This is a genomic window from Nocardioides humilatus (assembly GCF_008373755.1).
Classification (GTDB): Bacteria; Actinomycetota; Actinomycetes; order Propionibacteriales; family Nocardioidaceae; genus Nocardioides; species Nocardioides humilatus.
In genome coordinates, this window is sequence record NZ_VUJV01000001.1 from 1208577 (window position 1) to 1226889 (window position 18313).

The window sequence follows — 18313 nt, forward strand, 5'->3', positions numbered from 1 at the left end:
TCCTTCGCTATTCGTCAGCCGGTGCCACAAACCAGAACAGGGGCCTTTGAGTGACGTCCGGGCTGACGAGGCGCACGCCAGGATCTTGCGTTGTCGCGAAGAGACTGCCGATCGCCTCGTCCGGCAGCGCATCGCTGTCGATGAACTCCAACTGCGAACCTGCGAGTCCGTCTGCGGCAGTCACGGTGAGGCCGTTGAGCGCGCTGGCGACATCCTCCGGCCCCGCGGATTCGGCCTCGCGCACCGCCGTGACGAGCGCGACCACTGCGTCGTGACTAGCGACGTCGGCGAAACTCCCCCAGTCGGCGAAGTCACCGAGCTCGGCGTCGCCTAGGCCGGGTTCGCCCATCGCAAGCCGGTGAGCTGAGAAAAACGCAGCCGCCGCGTCGCCAGCCGGCGACGTCGTCAGTGTGGTCGTGTCGGACGCGTCGACGCCGACTGTCTGCAACGCCCCTGAAGTCGTGCCGCGCTGCTCCACCAACGCGCGCGTGAACGCCGGCGTCAGCGCCTCGGGCGTCAGGATGACAGGCAGATTGGCTAGACGGCCTTGAATGAGCGCAACGACGCCGCCCTGCTCCTCGGCCGACGACGAGACCACCAGCGCATCCGCTCCTCGCCGTTCCTCTAGTTCGCGGACCTCGTCGACGAACACGCCTGGCTGACTGGCGTCGTACTCAACGAAACTGGCGTCGTCGAGAGCTACCAATGGCGCACCGTCAGTAGTGACCATCACCGGCGCAACTGCCCCGGCGGAGTCCAGCGCCGCGTTGATGGCAGCATCGACCTGCGACCGGCTCGGGCCCGTGAGGTAGACGTGTTCCGGCACGGAAACGGGCCGTGCATAGGGTAGTAGCACGGGGACCCCGGCTTCGGATGCCGATGTAAGCGCCGCTTCCAGATGCGAACCGACGGACGTGACGACGATTCCACTCACGCCCTCGCGGACCAACTCCTCGATCGCAGCGACCGCTTGGTCAGCGTCACCACGGTCGTTGCGATAGACGACTTCAACCTCACGGCCGGCGAGTCCGTAGCGGTAGGCGGCGACCCAAGCGCCTGCGGCTGGCACGCCGGCATCGAGGTTCCCGTAATCGTCGCCCTCACCGGGCGCAGACGTGTTGGATCCAAGGACCCCGATCCGGATGGGGTCGCCGACCTCGGCCACCTCATTTCCGACATCCAGGGCGACGGCCGCAGGCCGGAACGGCTCTTGGACGGTGTCGTTGTCCTCCTTGGGCTCGTCACCGTCGCTGCAACCCGCGAGTAGCAGCGCGACGACAACCGCCGTAAGCGCGGCCCTCTTCATGCGTCACCACCGACGTGGAAGGTGAACACGATGCCCGTGACAGAGCCGTCCGGGATATCGAGCCCGAAGGCCGGGAACAGTTCGGCCAGAGCCAGCGACTGGAGCACTTGCTGGTGTTGCAACTCCAGGTCGGCCAAACTCTGAGTGCGGACCGAGCCGAACGCTGCCGCATCCTCAGACGCATTGACGATAACGGCATTCTGGGTCCCAGTGTCGGCTGCACTGTCGGACAGTTGACCGAGTAGACCCGTGCCGCCTTCGCGGTTCTCGCCAATATTCGTCAGTACGCCGATCAAACCCGCCACGAGCTGGCGACGCGTCGCCTCGGTATTCGCGTTCGACTGGCCGACTTGGTCCGACAGTGAAGCCACGACCTGGCCGACCGCATCTTCGATCTGGCTGTCCACCATGAGGCTTCGCTCTTGCAACTTCCGCCGCTGGTCAGCGACCGTCTTGCGCACGTTGCCGCGCAACTCCTTCTTGGTCGCCCGCAACTGCGTGACCAGGCCGTCCTCGCCCTCTCCGAGGAGCGCCGTCAAAGCGTCATCGCCGGCCTGATTAACGACCTCAGCATCGCTGTTCGCGGAATCGATCGCGTCGTGAACGTCGGCGTACCCGGTCACCACGTCGCTCTTGAGCGCACCCAGGTCCTGGTCAATCAGGCCCTTCTTGCACTTCAGTACGTCGAGGTCGAACAGCAACTGGTTGACCACCCTCACACCCGGACGGTTGCCACTGCAGTCCACGGGGTCGATCGGCGGCCGAAGCGTAGCGGAGTAGGCCCCGTTGAGCTTGCCGGCGATCGTCTGGAGGTCACCGTCGAGCGCCTCGGCGCCGGAGTCGATGTCCGCACTGTCTCGGGTGAGCACGAGGTTGACCGAACGAATAAGTCGACCAACAAGTCGATCGACAAGGATCAGCACGGATCCCGGATCGGTTTCGCTGGTGTCGGCGCTATCCGCAATGTCCTCAAGCGCATCCTGAACATCGTCCAGTCGCTCAGCGACCGATGGGCGGGAGTCACCGCGGCGGCCACCGCAGGTCAGTCCGGTGAGCAAGTCCGCGATGTCATCGAGCGGGTCGAGCAGCTCCGACTGGGCGCCCGCCGCGTCGGAGTCCTCATCGGAGCCCGCGTCGCACACCTCACCGGTCGCCTCGTCCAACTGGGCGAGGATGCCATCGCCACCGCCGATCTCCTCGATCTGGGCTTCTGCATCCAGTCGGATTTCCGCAAGGGCGTCACTTAAGGGACCGCTGTCCGCCGTGAGGCCACGCAGATTCCGGAGTGCCCCAAGCAGTTGGGTCAAAGGGACATCGAATCTCGCGTACGCCCCTCGTGCCGACGCGCTCGCCGCCGACAGGTCCTCAACGATAGCGGTGACGCTGCCGATGGACGCCTCCAGCTCACCGAGGAGAGCGTCCTTGACGACCGTTCCGGCGCTATCGAGCTCGTCGATGATCGCATCGCGGTTCGCGATCAAAGCGTTGTCAGCGGTAGCGAGCACGGTCCGGTACTGCCCGAGCGTCGCGTCGAGGCCAGCCACGAGGACCTGCTGGCAATCTTCTGCAGAATTGGCGATGAACTTGAGGTACTCGGACACCCGGTAGATCTGTCCGTACACGGTGCCAGGTTCGTCTCCAGTGCCCTGGTCGACCAGGCACCCGTCACGGTCGACTGGCGTCAACGGCGCTGGAGGGTTTCGCGGGTCGCCCAACGTGGCCCGCAGGTCGTCGACCACCGCGGCGACCAGCCCGGAGACGGTGTCGCCGCCAGCCTCGAATTCGCTCGTGGCCTGGGATTCGAGCTGCTCCAGCGCGGCGATCAGCCCCGTCAACTCGCTCTCGACCTGCGCCTGGCTTACGCGCAACTCGGCAACCGTCCGACTGCCGAGGGTCTTGCCGGTGTTGTCGAGCTCGAGTTGTACCGCGGACAGGGCCGTACTCGCATCCACGAGAGACAAGTTGACCTTGTCGATCAGCTCGATCGTCTGCGCGTCGAGCTCGGCCACGCTTGTCGAGCCCGACCCGAACACGTCGTTGACCAGGCGCTCGATCGAGACGTCGGTGACCAGACCGGGCTGAACACTGATGTCGAAGGTCGGGGGCTCGAAATCCGGGGTGTCCTGCACCAGCCGAAACGTCGCGCTCGGCGCGAGGCGGGGCGGGGCGAGGTAGGTCGCCCACTGGACGCTCGTGCCTCCGCCAGACCTGCGGCTCACGACGCCATTGGTAGACGGACCGTCGGGGCCGCCGCTGACGACCCGACTCAGGCCGCCATCCAGCTCGACCGCGCCGACCACGGTTAGGGGTGAGCCGATCAGCGCCGGGACTTCACGAGCTCCGTCAGCGGTGCCGTACTCGACGAACTCGGGCCGCACAGTCGTGTTCTGGACCGTCACGTCGATGACCACCCGGCCGGCCTTGCCGCGGAGGTCCTCCAGATCGGTGCCGGCCTCGGCGCCCATGCGGTACGACGTCAGTACCCGCACAGGGAGGTCGTCCGCGGTTTCGGACGGGTCGAAAGTGGCCCCACTCGTCTGAGGGTCCTCGTCGCCCTCGCCTGAGATCGACGTGCTCGCGATAGAAGTCACGGTGCCGTCGCTCGAGACCTTCACCTCGACTGCCTGGACCAGTCGGTCGGTCTCTGCCGCTGCGCGCGGCGAGGCCAGCGACTGAACCGACGTCAGCAGCCCGACGAGAGCGATCGCAGCGGTCCACCGGCGCCAATGCCGATCCGGCCGCACGGCAAGGTGCCGAGCAGTCATGGGTTTGTCCCCAATCTGGAGTTGAGCATGCAAGAACTGCGCCGCCCCACGCGGCCGTACCATCCAACGATGGGAACGGCGACCGGGTTAACCCTCGGAAGTGCGGACAGACAGCGCGCCGCCGGGCTGCTTCGCTGCGTCGGCCGCCTCTGGCTGACGAGTGAGGGTGCCGGCCATCGCGTCGAACAACGCGATCATCTCGGTCGCGAGATCTTCCGACATGGTCGAGAAGGCGAGCATCAGCACGTTCCCGGGCCCGACGTCGACGACGTAGTCGACGTGAATGTTGACCACCGGCTCGCTCAGGCTGTCGAACGGGACCGGCTTGAGGACGCGGCGCACCCGTCGCAATGCGGCATATCCGGCGACTTCCTCAGTGGAGACCTCGATCTGACCCTCGCCCTGGCCTAGGACGACACGGACCTGCTCGAGGATCGCGTCGTCGGTGGGGCCGATGACCTCCACCACGACCAGCGAGCCCGAGACCGGCATCCCATGCATCGGATCTACAATGGTGTGGACGTACGCTGCGCCCTGATGCCGAGCTTCGGTAACCAGGCCGCGCAACTGACGGTCGAGTTCGATCCGGATTTTGATCAGTTCGTCGCGGTGCGGGTGACCGACCGCTCGCAGGACAATCCGCTCGACAACCTTCGCGGCACCGTCGCCCGTCGGGATACTCGCCCAACCCTGAGGCATAAGGATTCGCCAGGGCGAGTCCCCCATCGCTACGACCGACATGGCGGTCACAGTCCGGCCGTCCCGCTCGCCAGGTCGGTGACTGCCGCGGTGAGCCTCTCGGCAAGAGCAAGGTCAGCTACCTGAACGCTGAGGAGGTACGCGACGTGATCCGCAGGGCGCAGCCAGAGAACACCGATCATTTCGTGTACCTCGCGGACGTCACCTGCGATGGCAGCGACGCGCCATCTCGCGCGAGTGGCCGGGCCGGACCCTGTTTCGATCTTCGCGATTGCGGGATCGCCAAGATCGTGACCGTTGACGCCCAACGCGTGGAACACCGCTTCGGGGTCACTAACCGGGCCGACGGCCACGGCACGGAGCGTCGCGAAGGCGGCGCTCTCGAGCTTGTTGCCGCCTGAAACGAGGTATGCCCATAGCGCAACCAGGGTGCTAGTCGGGTCAGCGGCGTCGCTGCGACGCGCCGCTGCTGCCGCGCCGACAACAATGGCTGCGTAATAGTCGACCACATCGACCGCGGCGGATCCGCGGAACTGCTCGGCCAACGCGACCCGGTGATCATCAGGGTCAGCCGCCAGGTCGACGGGCAGCCACCGGTCCCACCCGCTGATGCAGAGCCGCCTTTCGGCCGCCTCGGACGTCACGACCCGATCCGTTGAAGTCGCCAGTTCAAGTTCTCAAGGTCGTGCCATGAACCGTCGAGAATCGCTTGCACGTCAACGTGCGGAAGATCGAGCAAATCCAGCGTGTTGTTGATCTTGTCGATGGTGTCGAACTGTCCGAGGCTGATCGCGATGCCGCGGGCTCGCAACGCCCTTTCGAGATCAGCGACGACGCCAGGGGTCAGATGCACCGACGGGATCTGGTTGCGCAACTGCCCGATCCTGGCGAGTTCTACGTCCAACGACCGTAGTCGCTGCAGCGCCGACGTTACGACGTCATCCACGATCGGGATGCTGTTCGAACCGCGCTGGATCGCCTGCCCGAACCTCTGCATTGCCCACCGCCGCAGTGGGTTTGTGGGATCAGCGATATTCAGAGCGTTGCGGACCTGCGGAGCAAGGCGCGCCAAGGCAGCCCGTGCCGCGTTACTTGCAGCGACGGAGCTGGCGGCGTCGGCCGAGCCCCGAGCGATCTTGCCGGCACCCTTGCCGGCTCCGAAGCTAACCAAGCCCACGATGTCCCAGATCAGATCACCGGCGGTGACCTCGTCGTCCCCGGTCAACTCGTAGCCACCGGTCATCGACTTGTAGAGCAAGTAGTGCGTCGCCAGCAACGCCACCGCCGCGAGCACACCTAGGCCGACGACGAGGGCGGTGAGCCATGCTGGCGCGGTAACGATCAAGAGCAGCACGATTCCAATCGCTGCGAGAGCGACGCCGATCCACTCGAGAATCCTGGCGATTCCTGCCAAGAACTCGGCGTGATCCCGCGCCCAGCCCTTGATGTCGTCCCATCTGCCGTCGCGGTAATACTCCGACGCCTGGTTGATTGCGCGCGCTGCAATCTCAGCCGCGTTGTCGAGGGCGGCTACCGCCGCGACGCAACGGGCGCGCGCGAGCGCAAGGTCGTCCTCAGCCCGGCCCAACCGCCGCAGGCGATCCCAGTTCGCATCGAGCTGAGCGTTCGTCGGGTCGGCCACACCCGAGAGCGGATCGTAGGTATGCGCCTCAACCTGTCGCTGCGCGTTCTCCGCGTCGACGGCTGCCGCGGCGGTCTGTGACTGGGCGACGCCGACGTCCTCCGCGAAGGACACCAGCGCACGCTTCACCATGGTGTATTTCTCGGCGGCCTTATCGACGTCTCGAAGGGCGTCATCCGCCTTCTCAGCAAATGTCTCCGCGGCCTCTCCGCGCCAGCCGTCCTCACGGTTGAGGCGAGCAAGGATCGACGAGGTTCGCTCGAGGTCGCGCGCAGTTTCTCCGTACGTATCGGCGACGGCGAGCACATCGCCCTTCGAATAGGGCACCGGGTCGTCAGACTGCCCCACGAGGTCCCAGCGGTAGAGCCGGACCGACATCAGCGTCCGCCCTCCGCCGATTCGACGAGCAATGCCGCCAGTTCACGGTCGGTCTCGCTGAACGTCTTGCCCGACTCTGAAGCAAGCGCTCCAATCTTCTCGAGGTTCCGCGCCAGGGTTTCCCTCTTGTCGTCCCACTCGCCCGCGAAGCGATCGAGCGCAGCAGCCACGGCCCGATGCCCGGAGCGGGCATGGTCAGACCGATGGCCGTCGGAGCGCAGGTCGCCAGCGAGGCTCCTCATGTCCTCGCCTAGGTCGATCAGCGCCGTTGCGTCGTACTCAAGATCAGCCATCGGTCCCCTCAGATGTCCGCGCCCCACCCACGCACCCCTCGAATTGTGGGGCACGCATGGTTTGCGCGGGAACCAGCGGATATGCGGACAAGCGATCAGACGCGCCGCTAGCGTGCCGCCGTGGGCGGACGTGGGGGCCAAGTCTTCTCGTTCGGCGAGAGTGTCGAACACAGCATTCGCCTTGCGGTCGGTGTCGTCCTCGTTACCAAGACCGTCGTGTTCACCGGGCAGATCCCAGGCATGACGGAAAGCCGATCGGAGTTGGCCCTCGCGCTGTGCATCGTCACGTGTGTGACGATCGCAGGCGCTCGATGCCTGACCGGACGAGCGGGGCTGCTCGACTTGGGACTGTGTGCATCCGCACTGGTCACCTCGTTCACCCTGGCGGGGGACATCACTCCGCTCCCTGGCGCCGCCAACTCCCCAATCACCCACTTGGTCGAACCAATGTTGCTCGCGGTGGTGGTGAGTCAAGGCCGCAGGTTTGGGCTTCTGCTCGCATCGATCTCACTCTTCTTCGTAGTCCTCCGGGCCCAGACGGGCGGCACGGATGGCCTGATCTACGGCCTACAGGAGGCGACGTTCCTGACCGGGGTTGCCGCCGCCGCGTATCTCCTCGTTAGCAGAATGCGTGGGGCCTCCGCGCGCGCAGACGCGGCACTGCTCACCTACCGGATGCGGCGAGCCGACCGACGCGACCTCGCCGAGAACGAGGCGACGACATTTCTCCACGACGATTTGGTCCCAACATTGCTGGCGGTCTCGATGCTGCCCGACGCAGCAGAGACCCGAGCGGCGTCGACCGCTTCCCTCAACCGGCTGATCAACCCCGACGGGGGCTCTGCGACGGGAGCTCTTCTGGACCAGTTGCGAGCGGTCGCAGCGGCGACGACGATCCGCGTCACCGTTACGGCTCGCGACCGGTCGCGACGGCCACCGCCGCCCGAGGTCGAGGCCGCGTTCGTCGGCGCTACGCGCGAGGCTCTCCGAAACGCCGCGCGACACAGCGGCGTCGAGTCCGCCCGAGTGAGCGTCGCGCGACGCCTTGGGAGAATCGAGGTCGCCATTGAGGACGACGGTGTGGGCTTCGACCCATCCCGCACGGGCGTCGGGCTCCGCACTTCAGTCGTCCAACGGATGCGGGCTGTCGGTGGGGACGCCATGATCGGCAGCGGCCGCCGTGCCGGTACGACCGTCTCCCTGACCTGGCGCGATCCGATACTACGGCGTCTCCTCGGCACCGGATCTGAGCCCTACGATCTCGTGCGCCAGTCGATCGGCGATCCGGGCCGAGTGGCTGCATTGGTTTGCGGTGCGCTCGCCAGCGGCTACCTAACCAGTGCGGCTTTGCTCGTGCCGAGCAACGGACCTCAACCTAGGTCGGCGGCGGCCGCTATAGCGGCATTGCTGACCGTGGCGATGTTGTGTCGAGCGCTTTCCCGTGGCCCGCTGTCGCGGCCGTGGCTCGTCGCGGCCGCCTTGATTCCCGCGGCGATGGTCTTCGCCGCCCTCCCGGCGATTCCCGTCGCCCGGCTCGGCGGGCTCGACTCGTGGGTCGTAGAGGTCGGTTCCCTGCCGATCCTGGTTGCCGCGTGGTCCGTCGGGATCCGCGTTCTCTGCCTGATGCTGGTACCGAGCGCGGTCGTGATCGGTACGACAGCGGTTAGCGGCGGGTTGGCGCCCGCCGACCTTCCACACCTGCTGTTGGTTCAACCGGTGAACGCTTTCTTCGTCGCCCTCATCATTCGTGGCTGTCGGACCGCCGGGCGCGCGATCGCGCTCAGCCAGAGCCCCGATCGGCCCGCCAGCGACTTCGCGCGTCGTCTGCATGACCTGTTGGGGCACAACTACCTCGCAATTTCGGCCGCGCTCGCTGTCAATGCCGGGCGCGGGGAGGGATCGACCGACGCCGGACGTCTCGCCCACGCCGCGCGGGACTGCCTATATCTTCCTGGCGACCGGTTCGCCCCGCTCAGGACCGAATTCGACGCCCTTCGCCAACGCGGCGTACAGCTTGAGTCAATCGTGAGGGGTCCCCCCGAACCCCATGACGGGCTCACCCGCCTCTTGCAAGTCCTCCACCGATGCGATGTCGCCGTCGTTCGCATTGCGTCGACGCGCGCGCAGGTATCGGTCGTGGTCGTTCCTGGGGTGAGCCCCACAGACCGGTCGCGCATCACGGCCGCCCTCGAACTGCCGTGGACCGTCGTCTTCGATACCGACGCGACCGTATTGCGTTGGGATCGACAAGAGCAGATTGCTACTCAGCCAGATGACCGTCGGCACGCGCCTGGGTGATGAGTCCGTGGACGTTACCAGTCTCGATACCGCCCTCGCGGTATGCGTGCGCGGCGCGCGCCAAGTGCTCGCGCACGGTCGCTTCCGCTATGCCGAGATTCTTGGCGACGAGCCGGTAGGGAAGGCCTCGGCTGACCGCTTGGAGGATCTCGATCTGTCTCTCGGAGAGACGAGTACCGAGCGACTCATCCGCAAGGAGCATCGCGGCGAGCGGCCCCGAGCACGCGAGGTGGCCGAGATGCGCGTCTCGGATCGCCTGGGCGATCGTCTCGATGGGATCCACCTTGAGCACAAGTCCGGCCGCGCCGGCTTGAATCGCGCGACGCACCGGCGTTGGACGCTCCTCGGCGGTAAACAGGAGGACCACGAGGCCCCGTTCAACTAGGCGCACCACGTTGTCGTGCGCGGGTCCCTGACCGGGCATCCTGAGGTCCAAGAGCACAACGTCTGCACTGGCACCAGGACCGGCCAGGAGCGCCTCACACGAATCAGCGATGGCGATCAGCTCCATGTCCGGGGCGGAGCGCGCCAGCGCCGCACCCACACCCTCGAGCACAATCGGGTGGTTGTCCATCGCCGCGACGCGGATCAGACTCATATTGCCCCCTGAGCCGCGACCCCACCCGAGGCAGCCCTGGATTGAACGCAACACGCTTGACGCCGCCCAGAACAAACGGGGGTCTCGTTTGCCCGTCGACGTGTCGCGCTCAAGTCTGCCAGTTAGGTCCGGACAGGCGCCAGATTTCACATTTCCGACGCTTGATTTCTCGACAACGGGGGTCAAACTTGGGCGCGTAGCGGCGCCTTCTCGTCTGCATCGTCCCCGGGCGGGCGACCCTCCTCGCGGAACCCGTGACGGTCCCACCAGCGCGCCATCGGCGCAGGGGCCCACCAGTTCCACTTCCCGAGGAGCTTCATCGTCGCGGGCACCAGGAGGGCGCGGACGATCGTGGCGTCGACCAGGAGGGCGACGAGCATGCCGATGCCCATCATCTTCATGAAGACGACGCCGCTCATGGCGAAGGCACCGATCACGACGGCGAGCAGCAGCGCGGCGCTCGTGATGATCCGACCGGTCTTCTGCAGCCCGGTCGCCACGGCCTGGTCGTTGTCGTGGGTCAGGTCCCACTGCTCGCGCACGCGGCTGAGCAGGAAGACCTCGTAGTCCATCGACAGCCCGAAGAGCACCGCCAGCATGACGATCGGGTTGGTCAGGTCGAGGAAGCCGGAGCTGGTGAAGCCCAGCAGGTTGGACAGGTGGCCGTCGCTGAAGATCCACGTCACCACACCGAAGGAGGCGGTGATCGAGAAGAAGTTCATGACGACCGCCTTGATCGGCAGGACGACCGAGCCGAAGGCGATGAAGAGCAGGAGCAGCATCACGCCGACGACGATCAGGCCCATCCACGGCAGGTGCGACTTCACCGACGACGCGAGGTCGACCGTGTCGGCGGTCAGGCCACCAACGAGGGCCGTGGTGCCGTCGGGGCTGTCCACGTCGCGCAGCCCGCGGACGACGTCCTGGCTGTGCTCACCTTGGCTGTTGCCCTCCCACGCGGCACGGAGCAGCGTGGTGTCGCCCTCGGTCTTGACCGGGCGGACGTCGACGACGCCCTCGACCTGGCGCAGGTCGTCCATGTAGGTCGTGACCTCAGCCTGGTCGGCGTCCTCGATCAGCACGTTGGCCGTCGACCGCTCCGGGCCGAACTCGGTGTTGAGCCGGGCAGCAGCCTGGTGGGCCGACGCATCCTCGGGGAGCACGCGGTAGTCGACGCTTCCCCACTTCACGCCGAGGAACGGCGCCGCCACCGCCAGCAGTACGACGACCACGCCCGCCGCGACCAGGACCGGACGCCGCATGACGCCCTTCGCCAGGCGCGACCAGGCGCCGTGATCGTTGTCGACGGTGCTGCCGCGCTGGAGGAACGGGATCCGGAGCGAGTCGACGCGCTTGCCGAGCAGCGCCATCGCCGCGGGCAGGACGGTCAGCGCCGCGACCATCGCGACGAGGACGGCCGCGATGCCGCCGTACCCGATCGACTTGAGGAAGGCCTGCGGGAAGACGAGCAGCGAGCTCATCGACGCGGCCACCGTCAGCGCCGAGAAGGTCACCGTGCGGCCGGCGGTCGACATCGTGCGGATGAGCGCACGGCTGGTGTCGTCCGGGGTCAGCGCGATCTCTTCGCGGAAGCGGGACACCATGAAGAGGGCGTAGTCGATCGACAGGCCCAACCCGATCAGCGTGATGATGTTGGGCGCGAAGATCGACACCTCGGTCACCTCGTTGAGCCCGGCGATCGCCGCCCGGGCACCGAGCACCGTGACCAGTCCGACCAGCAGCGGGAGCAGCGAGGCGGTCACGCTGCGGAAGATGATGAGCGAGAGCAAGAGCACGATCGGGGCCGAGATGAGCTCGGCCATCGCCAGGTCGTCCTTGGTGTGGTCGTTGACGTCGGAGTAGACGGCGAACGGTCCGGCGAGGTCGACGTCGAGCCCGGAGTCCTGCAGCGTCGGTCGGATCGCCCGGTAGGAGTCCATGAACTCGTTCTGGGTGTCACCGGCGAGCGAGATGTAGACCGCGGTCGCGTGCTCGTCGTGACTGATCATCGACGGGTCCTGCGTGGAGTAGTAGCTCGCTACTGCTGACACGCGGTCACTCGGCACGGCCGCCAGGGTCTTCTCGACCTCGGTCTCGAACGCCTCGTCGGTGACCTTGCCGTCAGGATCGGTGAAGATCGCGATGACGTCGATGGAGTTGTTGCCGAAGGTGGCGCGCTCCTGCGTCAGCTCCTGGGCTGACTGCGAGGAAGGGTCGTCGAACCCGCCCGACGACAGCTTGTCCTCGAGGCCGACGCCCGCGAACATCGCCGCTGCGGTGATCCCGATACCGACCAGCAGCACGACGACAGCCCGGCGAACGACGACCGCTCCCCATCGTTCGATCATTCTCTGCACCCTTCGTAACGCATCTTCATTCTGGTTAACGCCGTTAACGGTAAACGGTGTAAACTGACCTCGTCAACCCTGCGACAGGTCCTCCCCCTGTGGTCCTCGTCGCATCACGACAAGCCCCCGACTAATCGAGGAGTCGCGTGTCCGCACTGCAGCAGCCCACCCGTCGCGAGCGGCAGCGCGAGGCGACTTTCGACGAGATCGTGCGTGCCGCCAGTGAGCTGCTCGCCGAGGGCGCCGAGCTCTCGCTGCGTGCGGTGGCGTCCCGGATGGGCATGACAGCGCCGGCGCTCTACCGCTACGTCGACAACTACCAGGAGCTCGTCGACCTGGTGGCCTTCGAGCTCGACAAGGCGGCGACCCAGGGCTTCATCGAGGCCGCTTCGAAGTATCGCGAGGACGACCCGGCCGCCCGCCTGTGCGCAGCCTGCGTCGCCTTCCGGCGCTGGGCTCTGAGCAAGCCCCGCGAGTTCAGCCTCGTGTTCGCCAACCCGATCGGCAGCACCGAGGAGTCCGAGCGTCGCGAGCTCCTCACCCTCTCCACCTCGGGCCGCTACTTCACCGATCTGCTCTACGAGATCTGGGAGCTCTACCAGTTCCCCTACCCCTCGCTCGACGAGCTCGACCCGATCGTGCGGGACGCCGTGCTCGACCCGCTGATCCCCGCCAAGGCCGAGCACATCGAGCCGTCCGAGCGCGGGCTCCTCTGGATCTACATGAGGTCGTGGTCAGCGCTCTACGGCGTCGTCACCCTCGAGTCGACCGGCCACTGCGACCCGCGCGTGATCCAGAGCGGGGCTCTCTTCCGCGCGACGATCATCGACTGGCTCGCGCCGCTCGGTCTCGGCGCCGAGGCGCCCCGGCTGATCCAGCTGCTCGACGACGAGCTCAGCCGCTAGTCGACGTACGCCGGCAGCGCCGCCCGCACCTGCCCGGGATCGCCGAGCGCTGCGAGCAGGGCCAACAGCAGGGTCCGGCCCTGACCCGCGCGGAGGGTGCCCAGCGGCACCGCTCCTGCGGCGATGAGGTCCGCTCCCCCGCCACCGCCGCCGTAGATGCCGGCGACCGGGCCCGTGTCGACACGCGTGGTCAGCGCGACGACGACCCCGCGTCGGGTGAGTTCAGCGACCGCCGCGACGATCGCCGGGTTGGCATTACCCGAACCGGTGGCGACGAGCACGATGCCCCGCGCCCCCGCGTCCGCGAAGGCAGCGAGCGCGGTGCCGTCGACGCCGGGGTAGACCGCTGCGATGTCGACCCGGATCTGCTCGATCCCCCGCACGACGTCGAGGTGCTCGCGGTGAGCCGGCTGCCGGTCGACCACGAGGCGCCCGTCGACGATGCGTCCCAGCGGTCCGCCGTCGGGCTGGGCGAATGCGGCCGTCTCGTGGGTGTGCACCTTGCGGGTGCCGCGGGCGGCGAGCACCAGGCCGTCGAAGACGACGAGGACCCCGAGGCCGGCCGCCGCCGGGTCGGCGGCGACCGTCAGCGCGTCCCGCAGGTTGCCGGGACCGTCGGCGTCCGGCGCATCGGAAGGGCGCTGCGCGCCCGTGAGTACGACGGGCCGCGGGTCGGTGTGCACGAGGTCGAGCAGGTAGGCGGTCTCCTCGGCGGTGTCGGTGCCGTGGGTGACCACGACCCCCACGACGTCGGGGTCGGCGAGCGCGTCCGCCACCCCAGCGACGATCAGCGCCTGGTCGGCCGTGGTCAGCGTGGAGCTGTCCTTGACGAAGAGGTCGCGCGTGACCACCGCGGCGTCACCGAGGTCCAGCCCGGCGACCAGGCCACCGACGAGCTCGACCGGCGTGGCTGCGCCGCTGTCATCGAGCCGGCTGGCGATCGTGCCGCCCGTGCCGAGCACCACCACCCTGCGCCGAGCGGACAGGTTCACGCCCGGACCAGCTCGCCGACCCAGACCGGCACCAGGTCACCCGCGCGACCGTGGCGCGCCTCGTGGAAGAAGTGGGTGCCCTCGCTGGGCTCGAGGTTGATCTCGAGCGTCCGCGCGCCGAACGCCCGGGCCTGCTGCACGAAGCCGGCGGCCGGATAGACCGCACCCGAGGTGCCGATGGAGACGAAGAGGTCGCAGCCCGAGAGGGCCTCGAAGATGTCGTCCATGAAGTAGGGCATCTCGCCGAACCACACGACGTCGGGCCGCAGCTCGCCGTACTGGCAGTGGATGCAGGCGGCCGCTCCGAGCAGCGGGCCTTCCCAGCGGCTGCGGCGGTGGCAGTCGACGCAGAGGGCGGAGAGCAGTTCGCCGTGCATGTGGACGACGCGGCGCGACCCGCCGCGCTCGTGGAGGTCGTCGATGTTCTGGGTGACGAGCATGAAGTCGTCGCCGAACGTCTTCTCGAGCTCGGCCAGCGCAACGTGCGCCGGGTTCGGCGCCACTCCGGCAAGCGCTGCGCGGCGGTCGTCGTAGAAGCGCTGCACCGTCGCCGGGTCGGCCGCGAAGCCCTCCGGCGTCGCGACGTCCTCGACCCGGTGGCCCTCCCACAGCCCGTCGGCGTCGCGGAAGGTCGGCACCCCGCTCTCGGCGGAGATGCCCGCTCCGGTGAGCACGACGATCTTCACGGCCGAGACTCTACGGAATCCAGCGCCCGCGTGACGTGCCAGGCCACGCACGCGAGCGCCCCGAGGACCACCAGCGCGATGAGGCTGTGCACGACGCCGTCGAACGCCATGTCCCGGAAGCCGAACGAGGTCTTACGGATCGCCGCCACGGTCCCCGCGATCAGCGCTCCGACGATCACCAGGGGAAGGACCACGGGCGGCAGCACCGGCCGGGGCCGCGGGCCGGGCAGCGGAGCGAGCGATCGCAGGTGCAGTACGACGACCACGGTGACCACCGTGAGCCCGACGACGCCGGACGTGTACTGCGCCCACTTCAGCCCGAGCAGCCCGTGGTGCTCGACCGCCAGCCACTCGATGTGCCGCGGCCCCCAGCGGCCGACGTGAGTGAAGGAGTCCCAGAGCACGTGCGTCGCGCTCCCGACCGCTGCAGCCACAGGGGTCAGCAGCCACTCGGTGCGCGTGACGCAGACGTGTGGAACCAGACGCTCCCGGATCCGCGTCGGAGCCAGGTCGACAGCGGCGTCGCGCACGGCGACGAACCAGAGGAACGTCACGATCGTCGCCACCACCAGGTCCCAGGTGACGATCCCGAGCAGGGAGTGGCTGAGCTGGTAAGTGCCGTACCAGTTCAGGAACACCGGGATGTCGGGCACCATCGACCCGACCACCATCGCCGTCGCCGGCAGACCGAGCCCACGCAGCGGCAGCACGGCCATCGGGTGGGCGAGGGTCATCGGCACCGCGGAAGCCTAACGGCGGCGTGAGCCCGCCGCGACGTCGTCAGGGACTGACGCGATCTCGCCAGTAGCCGGGCCGGCGCTTGGCGTGGGCCACACTCACGACCGTCAGCATCTCGTTCTCGACGTAGTAGACGACGCGATAAGGAAAGTCGGCGACCTTCTTCGAGCGAACGACCGGATCACCGTGGACCCCAGGCCATTTCGGCCACAGGTCGGGGTCATCGCGTACAGCATCGATCACTGTCCGCACGGCCGCCGCGAAACGCCCGCCGATACCGACCTCGCGATCGTCGAATCACTCGACGTCGGCAGCGAACTCCGCCTGGGCTTCCGGATGGAAGTCGAAGGCGAGCGTCATGTGTCGCGCGAGGCCGTCTTCGCAGCGATCTCTGCGAAGACCTGCTCACCCGGGACGGTCTTCACTGTGCCACGCCTGATGTCATCAACACGGAGAGCGATCTCCGAGGTCCACGCCACGTCGATCGACTCCTGGTCGGCGGACTCGAGAGACTCGAGCAGGCGAAGCGCCACGTGCTTGCGCACGTCAGGAGGCAAGGACATCCCCGCCTCGTAGAACTCCGACTCGCTCAGCGACATGCCTCCAGAGTACGGCGCGACAGCGACGCCGGACAGCGGTCGAGCCTCCAAAGGACCGGATCTGTGGATGAACCCCCCCGATTCGTCGGAGGCGTTGAACAGCCTGGGCGTCCAACCGACGAAGGCGAGGACACCATGTGCTGGCAGTGCGACAACCCCGACAAGACCCGGGCCGACTACCTCGAAATGCTCCAGGGGGTGATCGACACCCACGGCTGGGCTGTCCAGGCTGTCGAGAAGGACCGCTGGCGGCCTGGCTTCCACTACACCGTTGGCCTCACTCCGTTCTGCATACCGGAGCTCCTGGTGACCGGGATGCGGCAACGCGAGGCCATGGACCTACTCAACGGCGCTGCCCACCACCTGATCCACCACGCCGCCCCGCCGTTCATCCACGGCGACCGCGACCAGTGGGAGCACGGAGTGAGCACCGAGGCGGTCGACGTCGCGGAGCCGTCGATCCACCTCGTGATGGCGTACGAGCTGTACGGCCCGGCTGTTCGCGCGGTGCAGCTCGTCTATGCCGACGACCACGGACGGTGGCCGTGGGAGGTCGGCTTCCGCGGCCGTCAGTCGGTGCTCGGGCCGCGAGCGCTCAGCGAGCGTGCACCGTGACGACGTAGCCGGCGTCATCGGTGAAGGGCTCGCCCTCCCAGGTCGACCACCGATCACGGACGGCGAGCCCGGCGGCGGCCATCGCGGCGTCGTAGTCGGCCAGCGGGGTGACCGGGCAGCTGGCCGGGAGATGGGCTGCATCGAGCCCGAAGCCGACCATCACGAGACCGCGCGCGTGCGCGTGCGCCGCCAGAGACTGTGCGACGGCTTCGAGGGTGCCCGGCTCGAGCAGCGGGATGATGTTGCCGGCCAGGAGCACGAGGTCGAACTGCTCGCCCAGGTCCAGGGTGGCCAGGTCGTCGAGCCGCCAGTCGAGGTCAGGCGCCTCGGCTCGCGCCATGTCCAACATCGAGGCATCGACGTCGACACCCGTCACTTCGTAGCCCATCGCGCTCAGTGCGATGGTGCTGCGACCGGTCCCACAACCGGCGTCGAGCACGCGGGCTGGGGCGGGCACCAGCGCGGCCGCGGCCAGTGCCTCGCCGTTGATCTCGTTGCCGGACGCCGCGAGCTCCCGGAACCTCCGGGCATACGCGACCGCATAGGTCTCGCCTGCCTGCGTCCGCGCGACGTCGGTCCATCGGGTCATGGAAGGTCCGCCTTCTCCGTAATGCCAGTTGCACGCAGTCTGGCTCGGTTGTCCTTGACCTCGATGTGGCCGCCGTAGCGGCCCAGCAGCCTGCTAAAGCTCGCCGCTTCGTAGTCTGACTCCTTGAAGGCTGGATAGATCCTGAGGACCTGGTTCTTGAGAGCACTGAGGGCATACGACTCCGCGTCGGGGTCTTGTGCGGCCAAGCCGCGCATCGCCTCGACCAAGAGCGGGTAGGCACGGCGCGGAGACGGAGCTGCGACCCTCTTCTCTGCAGCAACCCGCTTCGCGGGCTCAGGCGTCTTCGACCCGACCGCCGGCGCCTCAAGAGCCGGGCTCTCTGTGGCCGACACGAGTTCCAACGCCTCTCGATCCTTGAGCAGTTCGTCGTAGTCCACGTAGACATCGCAGGCGCTCGCGAGCGTCTTGCTGATGCTCCCTGCCATGCCAACGCCGAGCACGACGCGGCCGAGTCGACGCGCACGCTGTGCCAGCGGTACGAAGTCAGAATCGCCTGCCGCGATGACGACATGGGTCAGGTCGTCGTGGAGGTAGAGGTCCTCGATCGCGTCGACGGCCAGCCGGATGTCAGCGCCGTTCTTGGTCTTCGACGCCGGAAAGAGCTGCACCAGCTCGACCGCGCGAGCGACGAGCTGATCGCGATAGTCGGCGTTCTTCTTCACCGACCAGTCGGCATACGCCCGGGAGATGGTGAGTCGGCCATAACGGGTGGCGAAGTCGAGCAGCACATCGATCGCGACGGTGGCCGACGCCCCGGTCTTCTTCACCTGGCTCAAACGCGAGATGACCAGGTTGTCGAAGTCGATGTAGATCGCGACGCGCGGCTCAGTGCCAGACATGT

The 18313-nt window shown here is 67.4% G+C and carries 18 protein-coding genes; 3 read left to right on the plus strand and 15 right to left on the minus strand.

The window, feature by feature from the left end; genetic code table 11:
- Window positions 1-7 precede the first annotated feature (7 nt).
- The 6 genes from F0U44_RS05620 to F0U44_RS05645 form a co-directional block, all read right to left on the minus strand.
- Window positions 8-1306 (minus strand): ABC transporter substrate-binding protein, encoded by a 1299-nt coding sequence (locus F0U44_RS05620; RefSeq protein ID WP_149727210.1) that lies wholly within the window; start codon window positions 1304-1306, stop codon window positions 8-10.
- Entirely contained in the window at window positions 1303-4071 is a 2769-nt protein-coding gene (locus F0U44_RS05625) for a hypothetical protein (protein ID WP_149727211.1), read from the minus strand. Before F0U44_RS05625 ends, F0U44_RS05620 begins: the two co-directional genes overlap by 4 nt.
- 87 nt (window positions 4072-4158) lie before the next feature.
- Window positions 4159-4812, minus strand: coding sequence for a hypothetical protein (locus tag F0U44_RS05630; protein ID WP_149727212.1), 654 nt, complete (start codon window positions 4810-4812; stop codon window positions 4159-4161).
- A gap of 5 nt (window positions 4813-4817) precedes the next feature.
- Window positions 4818-5414 carry a hypothetical protein gene (locus tag F0U44_RS05635; RefSeq protein ID WP_149727213.1) on the minus strand — a complete coding sequence of 199 codons (597 nt, stop codon included), beginning with the start codon at window positions 5412-5414 and terminating at the stop codon, window positions 4818-4820.
- Entirely contained in the window at window positions 5411-6790 is a 1380-nt protein-coding gene (locus tag F0U44_RS05640; protein WP_149727214.1) for a putative T7SS-secreted protein, read from the minus strand. Before F0U44_RS05640 ends, F0U44_RS05635 begins: the two co-directional genes overlap by 4 nt.
- The gene (locus tag F0U44_RS05645) at window positions 6790-7083 is read right to left on the minus strand and encodes a hypothetical protein (RefSeq protein ID WP_149727215.1); all 294 of its coding nucleotides are present in this window, start codon (window positions 7081-7083) and stop codon (window positions 6790-6792) included. Before F0U44_RS05645 ends, F0U44_RS05640 begins: the two co-directional genes overlap by 1 nt.
- Window positions 7084-7203: 120 nt before the next feature.
- Here F0U44_RS05645 and F0U44_RS05650 point away from each other — a divergent pair, with 120 nt between their 5' ends.
- A complete protein-coding gene (locus F0U44_RS05650; RefSeq protein WP_149727216.1) occupies window positions 7204-9381 on the plus strand; it encodes a sensor histidine kinase in 2178 nt (725 codons plus the stop codon).
- Here the strand turns inward: F0U44_RS05650 and F0U44_RS05655 are convergent.
- Complete coding sequence (locus F0U44_RS05655) at window positions 9344-9979, minus strand: response regulator transcription factor (protein ID WP_149727217.1); 636 nt, start codon at window positions 9977-9979, stop codon at window positions 9344-9346. The two genes, F0U44_RS05650 and F0U44_RS05655, sit on opposite strands and share 38 nt — an antisense overlap.
- Window positions 9980-10161: 182 nt before the next feature.
- Window positions 10162-12327 carry an MMPL family transporter gene (locus F0U44_RS05660; protein WP_149727218.1) on the minus strand — a complete coding sequence of 722 codons (2166 nt, stop codon included), beginning with the start codon at window positions 12325-12327 and terminating at the stop codon, window positions 10162-10164.
- 146 nt (window positions 12328-12473) lie between these two features.
- Between F0U44_RS05660 and F0U44_RS05665 the strand changes: the two genes are divergently transcribed.
- Complete coding sequence (locus F0U44_RS05665) at window positions 12474-13232, plus strand: TetR/AcrR family transcriptional regulator (RefSeq protein WP_149727219.1); 759 nt, start codon at window positions 12474-12476, stop codon at window positions 13230-13232.
- On the opposite strand, the gene F0U44_RS05670 is transcribed toward F0U44_RS05665, so the two are convergent.
- From F0U44_RS05670 to F0U44_RS05690, 5 genes are all read right to left on the minus strand, one after another.
- Window positions 13229-14224 carry an asparaginase gene (locus tag F0U44_RS05670; RefSeq protein WP_223163579.1) on the minus strand — a complete coding sequence of 332 codons (996 nt, stop codon included), beginning with the start codon at window positions 14222-14224 and terminating at the stop codon, window positions 13229-13231. The two genes, F0U44_RS05665 and F0U44_RS05670, sit on opposite strands and share 4 nt — an antisense overlap.
- The gene (locus tag F0U44_RS05675; RefSeq protein WP_149727221.1) at window positions 14221-14910 is read right to left on the minus strand and encodes an NAD-dependent deacylase; all 690 of its coding nucleotides are present in this window, start codon (window positions 14908-14910) and stop codon (window positions 14221-14223) included. The genes F0U44_RS05670 and F0U44_RS05675 overlap by 4 nt, the downstream gene beginning before the upstream one ends.
- Window positions 14907-15644 (minus strand): DUF4184 family protein, encoded by a 738-nt coding sequence (locus F0U44_RS05680; RefSeq protein WP_246160345.1) that lies wholly within the window; start codon window positions 15642-15644, stop codon window positions 14907-14909. The genes F0U44_RS05675 and F0U44_RS05680 overlap by 4 nt, the downstream gene beginning before the upstream one ends.
- 46 nt (window positions 15645-15690) lie before the next feature.
- Window positions 15691-15900, minus strand: coding sequence for a hypothetical protein (locus tag F0U44_RS05685; RefSeq protein ID WP_246160314.1), 210 nt, complete (start codon window positions 15898-15900; stop codon window positions 15691-15693).
- A gap of 104 nt (window positions 15901-16004) precedes the next feature.
- The gene (locus F0U44_RS05690; RefSeq protein WP_149727223.1) at window positions 16005-16247 is read right to left on the minus strand and encodes an addiction module protein; all 243 of its coding nucleotides are present in this window, start codon (window positions 16245-16247) and stop codon (window positions 16005-16007) included.
- Window positions 16248-16382: 135 nt separating this feature from the next.
- Here F0U44_RS05690 and F0U44_RS05695 point away from each other — a divergent pair, with 135 nt between their 5' ends.
- Window positions 16383-16862, plus strand: coding sequence for a DUF4262 domain-containing protein (locus tag F0U44_RS05695; protein ID WP_149727224.1), 480 nt, complete (start codon window positions 16383-16385; stop codon window positions 16860-16862).
- Here the strand turns inward: F0U44_RS05695 and F0U44_RS05700 are convergent.
- Both F0U44_RS05700 and F0U44_RS05705 read right to left on the minus strand, forming a co-directional pair.
- Complete coding sequence (locus F0U44_RS05700; protein ID WP_149727225.1) at window positions 16843-17451, minus strand: class I SAM-dependent methyltransferase; 609 nt, start codon at window positions 17449-17451, stop codon at window positions 16843-16845. The genes F0U44_RS05695 and F0U44_RS05700 overlap by 20 nt on opposite strands.
- Window positions 17448-18311, minus strand: coding sequence for an NYN domain-containing protein (locus F0U44_RS05705; protein ID WP_149727226.1), 864 nt, complete (start codon window positions 18309-18311; stop codon window positions 17448-17450). The genes F0U44_RS05700 and F0U44_RS05705 overlap by 4 nt, the downstream gene beginning before the upstream one ends.
- Between the last annotated feature and the right edge of the window lie 2 nt (window positions 18312-18313).

What these genes read in the sequence shown, in the direction of transcription:
- F0U44_RS05700 (WP_149727225.1), bottom strand. Translation starts at nt 17,451, where the DNA reads ATGACCCGATGGACCGACGTCGCGCGGACGCAGGCAGGCGAGACCTAT.
- F0U44_RS05705 (WP_149727226.1), bottom strand. Translation starts at nt 18,311, where the DNA reads ATGTCTGGCACTGAGCCGCGCGTCGCGATCTACATCGACTTCGACAAC.
- F0U44_RS05690 (WP_149727223.1), bottom strand. Translation starts at nt 16,247, where the DNA reads ATGTCGCTGAGCGAGTCGGAGTTCTACGAGGCGGGGATGTCCTTGCCT.
- F0U44_RS05620 (WP_149727210.1), bottom strand. Translation starts at nt 1,306, where the DNA reads ATGAAGAGGGCCGCGCTTACGGCGGTTGTCGTCGCGCTGCTACTCGCG.
- F0U44_RS05625 (WP_149727211.1), bottom strand. Translation starts at nt 4,071, where the DNA reads ATGACTGCTCGGCACCTTGCCGTGCGGCCGGATCGGCATTGGCGCCGG.
- F0U44_RS05630 (WP_149727212.1), bottom strand. Translation starts at nt 4,812, where the DNA reads ATGTCGGTCGTAGCGATGGGGGACTCGCCCTGGCGAATCCTTATGCCT.
- F0U44_RS05655 (WP_149727217.1), bottom strand. Translation starts at nt 9,979, where the DNA reads ATGAGTCTGATCCGCGTCGCGGCGATGGACAACCACCCGATTGTGCTC.
- F0U44_RS05645 (WP_149727215.1), bottom strand. Translation starts at nt 7,083, where the DNA reads ATGGCTGATCTTGAGTACGACGCAACGGCGCTGATCGACCTAGGCGAG.
- F0U44_RS05640 (WP_149727214.1), bottom strand. Translation starts at nt 6,790, where the DNA reads ATGTCGGTCCGGCTCTACCGCTGGGACCTCGTGGGGCAGTCTGACGAC.
- F0U44_RS05680 (WP_246160345.1), bottom strand. Translation starts at nt 15,644, where the DNA reads ATGACCCTCGCCCACCCGATGGCCGTGCTGCCGCTGCGTGGGCTCGGT.
- F0U44_RS05695 (WP_149727224.1), top strand. Translation starts at nt 16,383, where the DNA reads ATGTGCTGGCAGTGCGACAACCCCGACAAGACCCGGGCCGACTACCTC.
- F0U44_RS05660 (WP_149727218.1), bottom strand. Translation starts at nt 12,327, where the DNA reads ATGATCGAACGATGGGGAGCGGTCGTCGTTCGCCGGGCTGTCGTCGTG.